The organism is Shigella sp. SIG6 (genome assembly GCF_053555815.1).
In genome coordinates this window covers 1-6,570 of sequence record NZ_JBQZXC010000158.1, presented here as the reverse complement: position 1 = coordinate 6,570, position 6,570 = coordinate 1, and the positions used below count along the sequence as shown (strand labels likewise).

At 51.8% G+C, this 6,570-nt stretch carries 6 protein-coding genes and 1 pseudogene; 3 read left to right on the top strand and 4 right to left on the bottom strand.

Annotation, left to right across the window (positions count from 1 at the left end):
- Positions 1–14: 14 nt before the first annotated feature.
- Genes pxpC through nei form a run of 3 tightly spaced genes read left to right on the top strand, consistent with a single transcriptional unit; the run spans position 15 to position 2,498 of the window.
- A complete protein-coding gene (pxpC, locus tag ACUU1M_RS17805; RefSeq protein ID WP_000912720.1) occupies positions 15–947 on the top strand; it encodes a 5-oxoprolinase subunit PxpC in 933 nt (310 codons plus the stop codon).
- A complete protein-coding gene (pxpA, locus tag ACUU1M_RS17800; RefSeq protein ID WP_000687145.1) occupies positions 937–1,671 on the top strand; it encodes a 5-oxoprolinase subunit PxpA in 735 nt (244 codons plus the stop codon). The genes pxpC and pxpA overlap by 11 nt, the downstream gene beginning before the upstream one ends.
- 35 nt (positions 1,672–1,706) lie before the next feature.
- Entirely contained in the window at positions 1,707–2,498 is a 792-nt protein-coding gene (gene nei, locus ACUU1M_RS17795; RefSeq protein ID WP_001114015.1) for an endonuclease VIII, read from the top strand.
- On the opposite strand, the gene ACUU1M_RS17790 is transcribed toward nei, so the two are convergent.
- From ACUU1M_RS17790 to ACUU1M_RS17775, 4 genes and pseudogenes are all read right to left on the bottom strand, one after another.
- Entirely contained in the window at positions 2,495–3,541 is a 1,047-nt protein-coding gene (locus tag ACUU1M_RS17790; RefSeq protein ID WP_005073403.1) for an AbrB family transcriptional regulator, read from the bottom strand. The genes nei and ACUU1M_RS17790 overlap by 4 nt on opposite strands.
- Before the next feature lie 151 nt (positions 3,542–3,692).
- Positions 3,693–4,783: pseudogene (locus tag ACUU1M_RS17785) on the bottom strand (fimbrial protein).
- Positions 4,780–5,511 (bottom strand): fimbrial biogenesis chaperone, encoded by a 732-nt coding sequence (locus tag ACUU1M_RS17780; RefSeq protein ID WP_000143529.1) that lies wholly within the window; start codon positions 5,509–5,511, stop codon positions 4,780–4,782. Before ACUU1M_RS17780 ends, ACUU1M_RS17785 begins: the two are co-directional and overlap by 4 nt.
- 14 nt (positions 5,512–5,525) lie before the next feature.
- Positions 5,526–6,570, bottom strand: a 1,045-nt coding sequence (locus tag ACUU1M_RS17775; protein WP_449144715.1) for a fimbria/pilus outer membrane usher protein, incomplete at its 5' end; no start/stop codon positions are given.

Genomic DNA, 6,570 nt, shown 5'->3' with positions numbered 1-6,570 from the left:
CAGAAGGAGGGAATATGCTGAAGATTATTCGTGCGGGCATGTACACCACTGTGCAGGATGGCGGTCGTCACGGTTTTCGCCAGTCGGGTATCAGCCACTGTGGCGCACTGGATATGCCTGCGCTGCGCATTGCTAACCTGCTGGTGGGTAATGACGCCAATGCCCCCGCGCTGGAGATCACGCTCGGTCAGTTAACAGTTGAGTTCGAAACTGATGGGTGGTTTGCCCTGACGGGTGCAGGTTGCGAAGCGCGGTTGGATGATAACGCCGTCTGGACCGGCTGGCGATTGCCGATGAAAGCAGGCCAGCGTTTAACGCTTAAACGCCCGCAGCACGGGATGCGCAGTTATCTGGCGGTCGCGGGTGGTATTGATGTTCCGCCGGTAATGGGGTCATGCAGCACCGATCTCAAAGTGGGGATTGGCGGGCTGGAAGGCCGTTTACTGAAGGATGGTGACCGACTCCCGATTGGCAAATCGAAGCGTGATTTTATGGAAGCGCAGGGCGTTAAACAGCTGCTGTGGGGCAACCGCATTCGCGCCTTGCCGGGGCCGGAATATCATGAGTTCGATCGCGCCTCGCAGGATGCATTCTGGCGTTCGCCCTGGCAGCTTAGCTCGCAAAGTAACCGAATGGGCTATCGCTTACAGGGGCAAATTTTAAAACGCATCACCGATCGCGAACTGTTATCTCACGGTTTGTTACCGGGCGTGGTGCAGGTGCCGCATAACGGGCAGCCGATTGTGTTGATGAACGATGCACAGACCACCGGTGGTTATCCACGTATTGCCTGTATCATTGAGGCTGATATGTACCATCTGGCGCAAATTCCGCTCGGTCAGCCGATTCATTTTGTCCAGTGTTCACTGGAAGAGGCACTGAAAGCGCGGCAAGATCAGCAACGTTATTTTGAACAATTAGCGTGGCGGCTGCACAATGAAAATTGACCTGAACGCCGATCTGGGCGAAGGCTGCGCCAGCGACGCAGAGCTATTAACGCTGGTTTCCTCTGCCAATATTGCTTGTGGATTTCATGCAGGCGATGCGCAAACCATGCAGGCTTGCGTGCGTGAAGCAATAAAAAATGGTGTCGCGATTGGCGCTCACCCGAGTTTTCCCGACAGGGAAAATTTTGGTCGCAGCGCCATGCAGCTGCCGCCGGAAACCGTTTACGCCCAGACGCTGTATCAAATTGGCGCGCTGGCAACGATTGCCCGTGCGCAAGGCGGCGTAATGCGTCATGTCAAACCGCACGGCATGTTGTACAACCAGGCGGCGAAAGAAGCACAACTGGCAGACGCCATCGCCAGAGCGGTATACGCTTGCGATCCGGCATTGGTTCTCGTTGGGCTGGCAGGAAGCGAGCTGATTCGTGCAGGCAAGCAATATGGCCTGACAACGCGCGAGGAAGTGTTTGCCGATCGCGGTTATCAGGCTGACGGCTCGCTGGTGCCGCGAAGTCAGCCAGGCGCGTTGATTGAAAACGAAGAACAGGCGTTGGCGCAAACGCTGGAGATGGTGCAACACGGCAGAGTCAAAAGTATCACCGGCAAATGGGCAACGGTCGCGGCGCAAACGGTCTGCCTGCATGGCGACGGTGAGCACGCTCTGGCGTTCGCCCGCCGATTACGAGCTACATTTGCCAAAAAGGGGATTGTTGTCGCAGCATAACCCCGCTTAATAAAGAATGAAAAAAGGATATCACCATGCCTGAAGGCCCGGAGATCCGCCGTGCAGCGGATAACCTGGAGGCGGCGATCAAAGGCAAACCACTAACTGATGTCTGGTTTGCCTTCCCGCAGTTAAAAACTTATCAATCACAACTTATCGGTCAACACGTTACCCATGTGGAAACGCGTGGTAAGGCGTTGTTAACTCATTTTCCCAACGGTTTAACGCTCTACAGCCATAATCAGCTTTACGGCGTCTGGCGCGTGGTTGATACCGGCGAAGAGCCGCAGACCACGCGAGTATTGCGGGTAAAACTGCAAACGGCTGACAAAACCATTCTGCTTTATAGCGCCTCGGATATTGAGATGTTAAGGCCGGAACAACTGACCACGCATCCGTTTTTACAACGCGTTGGTCCCGATGTGCTGGATCCGAATCTGACGCCGGAGGTGGTAAAGGAACGGTTATTGTCGCCGCGCTTTCGTAACCGTCAGTTTGCAGGATTACTGCTCGATCAGGCGTTTCTGGCTGGGCTTGGCAATTATTTGCGGGTGGAGATCCTCTGGCAGGTTGGGTTGACTGGAAATCATAAAGCGAAAGATCTCAATGCGGCGCAACTGGATGCACTCGCACACGCGTTACTGGAGATTCCTCGGTTTTCTTACGCTACGCGGGGGCAGGTGGATGAGAATAAGCATCATGGGGCGCTGTTTCGCTTTAAGGTTTTTCATCGTGATGGCGAACTGTGCGAACGCTGTGGCGGCATCATTGAGAAAACCACGTTGTCCTCGTGCCCGTTTTACTGGTGTCCAGGCTGCCAGCACTAGGCCGACCGCTTCGGCGCATAGGTTGAAATAAACCGCGCAATGGCTGGCCCCGTCAGCAAAATACTGAACAGGAGCAGGGTTTGCATCGCCATAATAAGCGCCATATCGGCATTGCTCCCTGCGGCGATGACCGCCACGGTATCAAGCCCGCCGGGACTGGTGGCGAGGTAGGCAGTCATAAAATCAATATGCATAAACCGGGTCAGTCCCCACGCCATACCTGCACAAATAGCCAGCAGAGCAAAAATCGACAGCAGGATTTGCGGTAGCGGGCGTAGTGCCCGCAGTAAGATTTGTTTATCGAAACCAAGACCAATCCGCCAGCCAATTGCCATATACGCCATCGCCAGCAGCCATTCCGGTAGTTCGATGGTGATGAGCTGACCAGACTGGAGCACTGCGCCCGCCAGCATCGGGATGAGCATCGTGCCGGAAGGAAGACGCAGCATGCATCCCGCCGTACCGGCAACGACTGCGAGCAAAATCGTAAGCAGGAGATTAATGCTCACTGGCGGGAACCAGACGATTTGCTGGTTAACCGCTTCAGCGTTATCACCCAGCATCATGCGGGTGACCAGAACAGCGGCCCCCGCGACGAACAGCACTCGCAGATATTGCATAAACGCCACCAGGCGAATATCTGCGCCGTAATCTTGCGCCATAGCGACCATTGCCGCTGCGCCGCCTGGAGAAGAACCCCAGGCACCGGTATTTCCAGGCAGTGAGCTATAGCGCACCAATAACCAACCCACGATGGCGCTGGAAAGCAGCGTCACCAGTAAAATAGCAAGCACGATCGGCCAGTTGGCGGCCAGCGTGGTGAGAATCGAACCAGTGAGGTTTTGCGCAATCATGCAGCCAAGAATGGCCTGCGCGGCGAGAAAAGCGGAGCGGGGAAGTTGCAGAGTAATTCCGCGCATACTGAAGATGATCCCGGCGATCATCGGCCCAAGTAATAGCGCCGCCGGGAGATGTACCGCGAGGAAACCAATAGAAAGGAGAAGTGATAGCACACATAACATTCCCCACTGCAAAACTGGCATCCTTCGCTCCCTCATTATTTTCTCTTTGGTGTATCGATACAGCATAAAGAAAGCCGGGCTAGGAAAAAATAACAGCAATCAAGGAAAAGGGGAAAATCAGCAATTTTCTGAAAGAGATGCCCTTTCCGGCTGCAAAGGGCATCATGGCAAATCAGTTATAGTTAATTTTAAAAAGCACCACTGTATCGAAGGGCCCAGCCTCGATGGGGGTACCTGCAATGGACGAAAGTTCAGCTGTATAGGTTTTTTCGTAGACCAACATGTCGCTGGTGAAATCGGCGTATTCAGCATATTTATTGAAGGTATAAGGCGAGGCGTTTTCATCCAGCAAACGTAGCTTCAGACCATTACCAATCAACAATGCTTTATCTTCTTCAACCAACGTTTCTTCGGTATAAAAGGAGGAACTGACTTTAAATCCGTCGGTGCATTGGTCATTTTGTGATTTTGTCGTCTTAATACTGAATGTTTTCGACATTGTGTGGCGACGAATATCCAGCAAATTAAATTTACCAAAATCAATCACCTGTGTTTCCGGTGAAATGGAAAAATTGACGCTGCAATCCAGCACGCGAATGTTTTCCAGACCAGTAATATGATATTTCAGGTTTTGGGCAGTAGGGTCTTCGTTAACGCTACCGGCACCGTCAAATTGCACGACGATATAGTCGCTAAGCGTACTTTGATAATCATGCGGCGGCATTTCTCGTATTTTGACGTATAACCGCATGCGAGCGAGAAAGGTACGCGACATGTGAATATTAGCGGGATCACCCGAGCAAATTTTGTTCTGCCATCCCATCGCGATGATCTGCTCAGGGGTATAAATGTCAATGTTCTTACTGTCGATACACTGGTTAGTGTCGATGCGGCTTTTTCCCTGGTTGGCGTCATAATCAACGCCATTGTAAGTTACTCCGAGTTGATAATAACGATCCTGCACCCCCGGGTAGGGGTTTACCCATGCGTAGACATGTTCGCTTTCAAAGTTGCCGTTGGTATTGTTGTCACAATAGACGGGAATTTTAATATCGTCAGATTCCCAGATCTTATTTTAATATCGTCAGATTCCCAGATCTTATCGCCGAGTTTGGCATTGTCTGGTACAGCAAAAGGTTGAATCGCTTCTGATTTTTCTACCGAGCCACCGGATGAACCAAAGTAGCAGTTCTGGGCAAGCGCAGACTTCAACGGCAGAAATAACAGACAGATGACGAGCAACACTCCCTTGCCAGCACTCATTTCTTCGCCTCCACGGCTTGTAAATGGCATTGTCCGCTGCAGTTGAGCGTCGTCATGCGTAACGCGCCGTAATCATCCATATAACCGAGATAAAACTGGCTGCCGCTATAATTTCCGGTGTTTGTGTTGACCGTACTAAAAGGCGCAACCATCACGGTTTTGAAGCCGGGGAGAACGCCTTTTTCATTTCGTCCCAGGTAGGCAATGGTCAGATAATACGCGGTAGGATTTTTCAGTGTCAGTTGGTTGCCCTGCTGGCTGACCTGTAACTGCAGTTCGACCTTTTCTCCTGCTTTCTTGCGTAATGCAGCCGGTCGCCAGAACACCTTGATACGACTCTGAATGGCGACTTGCAGAACGGCATGGTCGCTGTTTTTTTCCGGGGCGGGAGGAATTTCACGCATATTGTAGAAAAATAGCGTTTCGCGATCGCCCGGTAATTTTGTGGTCGAGGCTTGCTTTACTATCCGTACCTGCGTTGTTGCTTTCGGTTCCAGACGTTGTATCGGCGGCAGGGCGACCAGAAGATCATCGCTTTTCTCCCCTTTTTCATTTTCGAGCCAGGAATAAGCGAGGTAGGGGAGTTTATCGCTACGATTATCCACCCGCAGACTGGTAGCTTTATCATTAGCGTTAAACACAATACGAGTGCGATCGGGTTGTAGTGCAGCGTGGCTGCACAGACTGGCAACCAACAACAAAAGGGGTAGTCCTTTCATAAATGTCATTTTCATTTCCTTAATTAATGACAAGGTAAAATCAGGCGATTTGCGGTGTCTTCCATATGTTCAGGAAGATGGAGCGAGCAATGCTGGCTATCACCCCAGACCACGGTAAACTTTTGATTTTCAGCGACTCCGCTTAACCAGGCATGTCCTTCCTCGCCAACCATCCCCACGCTAATGCCGCTGTCATCCTGGCGGATATCCGCTCCGAGGGGAGGAAACTGACCGCTGGCGTTGCGAATGATGACGTTAACGTTTTTACCGGAACGGGAAGCCAGTGATTTGTAACCTATCGCGCCTTCAATCCACGTTTCTTTGATAACGTTTTCTGCAACTGTTACGCCGTCGGGTAAGTCATTCATGTTCACCGCCACGGTGGAAGGCTGGTAACTGGAAATCAACGGCACCACCGCAATGCCAAAATGGTTGGTGTAGTCGAGATTGCCCTGAACCGGAATATCTGCCACGCCATCGGTGCTGACCATCAGGCGTGGTTCATTGGTGGAGCTGCGGCGATGAAACGCTGCACCATATTGGGTTGCGGTGAAAGAACCGCTCCAGCTGCTGCTGACGGAACTGTAATCATTGGCGGCATAGGTACCAGAAATATCCCACTCACCCGCTGAACTCAGGTGCTGATAGTTACCGCTCACCTGGGCTCCATTGTCAGGACGGTCGGATTGCAGTCCGGCAGACATGCCCCAGCTATTACGTTCATCCAGCGTATCGTTCCACGACATGCGGTGTGTGGTGCTGTGGCTACTGTTTTGCATGTCATAGCCAACCCGACCACCGTTACCGAAGGGGAGCGAAATCGACAGGTAAATCTGGTTGTCGCGATCTTTATCTTCGTAATGGGTTGTATTGAATGACGTAGAAATAGAGATATCTCTCCAGTCACCAATATCAACATTAAAACCTGCAGTGATGTTGGCGGTCGTGGAGGCGTCTGCATTCCACCAGGTTTGATGTAGCAGGTTGGCGTAAAGATTGAGGTTTAGTGGGGTAATCGGTTGGCCCACAGATAAGCTGATCGTCTGTTTTTCGTCCTGCGCATCGCTT

Excerpts from the sequence above, each read along its gene's own strand:
- pxpA (WP_000687145.1), top strand. The coding sequence starts at position 937 with ATGAAAATTGACCTGAACGCCGATCTGGGCGAAGGCTGCGCCAGCGAC.
- nei (WP_001114015.1), top strand. The coding sequence starts at position 1,707 with ATGCCTGAAGGCCCGGAGATCCGCCGTGCAGCGGATAACCTGGAGGCG.
- pxpC (WP_000912720.1), top strand. The coding sequence starts at position 15 with ATGCTGAAGATTATTCGTGCGGGCATGTACACCACTGTGCAGGATGGC.
- ACUU1M_RS17790 (WP_005073403.1), bottom strand. The coding sequence starts at position 3,541 with ATGCCAGTTTTGCAGTGGGGAATGTTATGTGTGCTATCACTTCTCCTT.
- ACUU1M_RS17780 (WP_000143529.1), bottom strand. The coding sequence starts at position 5,511 with ATGACATTTATGAAAGGACTACCCCTTTTGTTGTTGGTTGCCAGTCTG.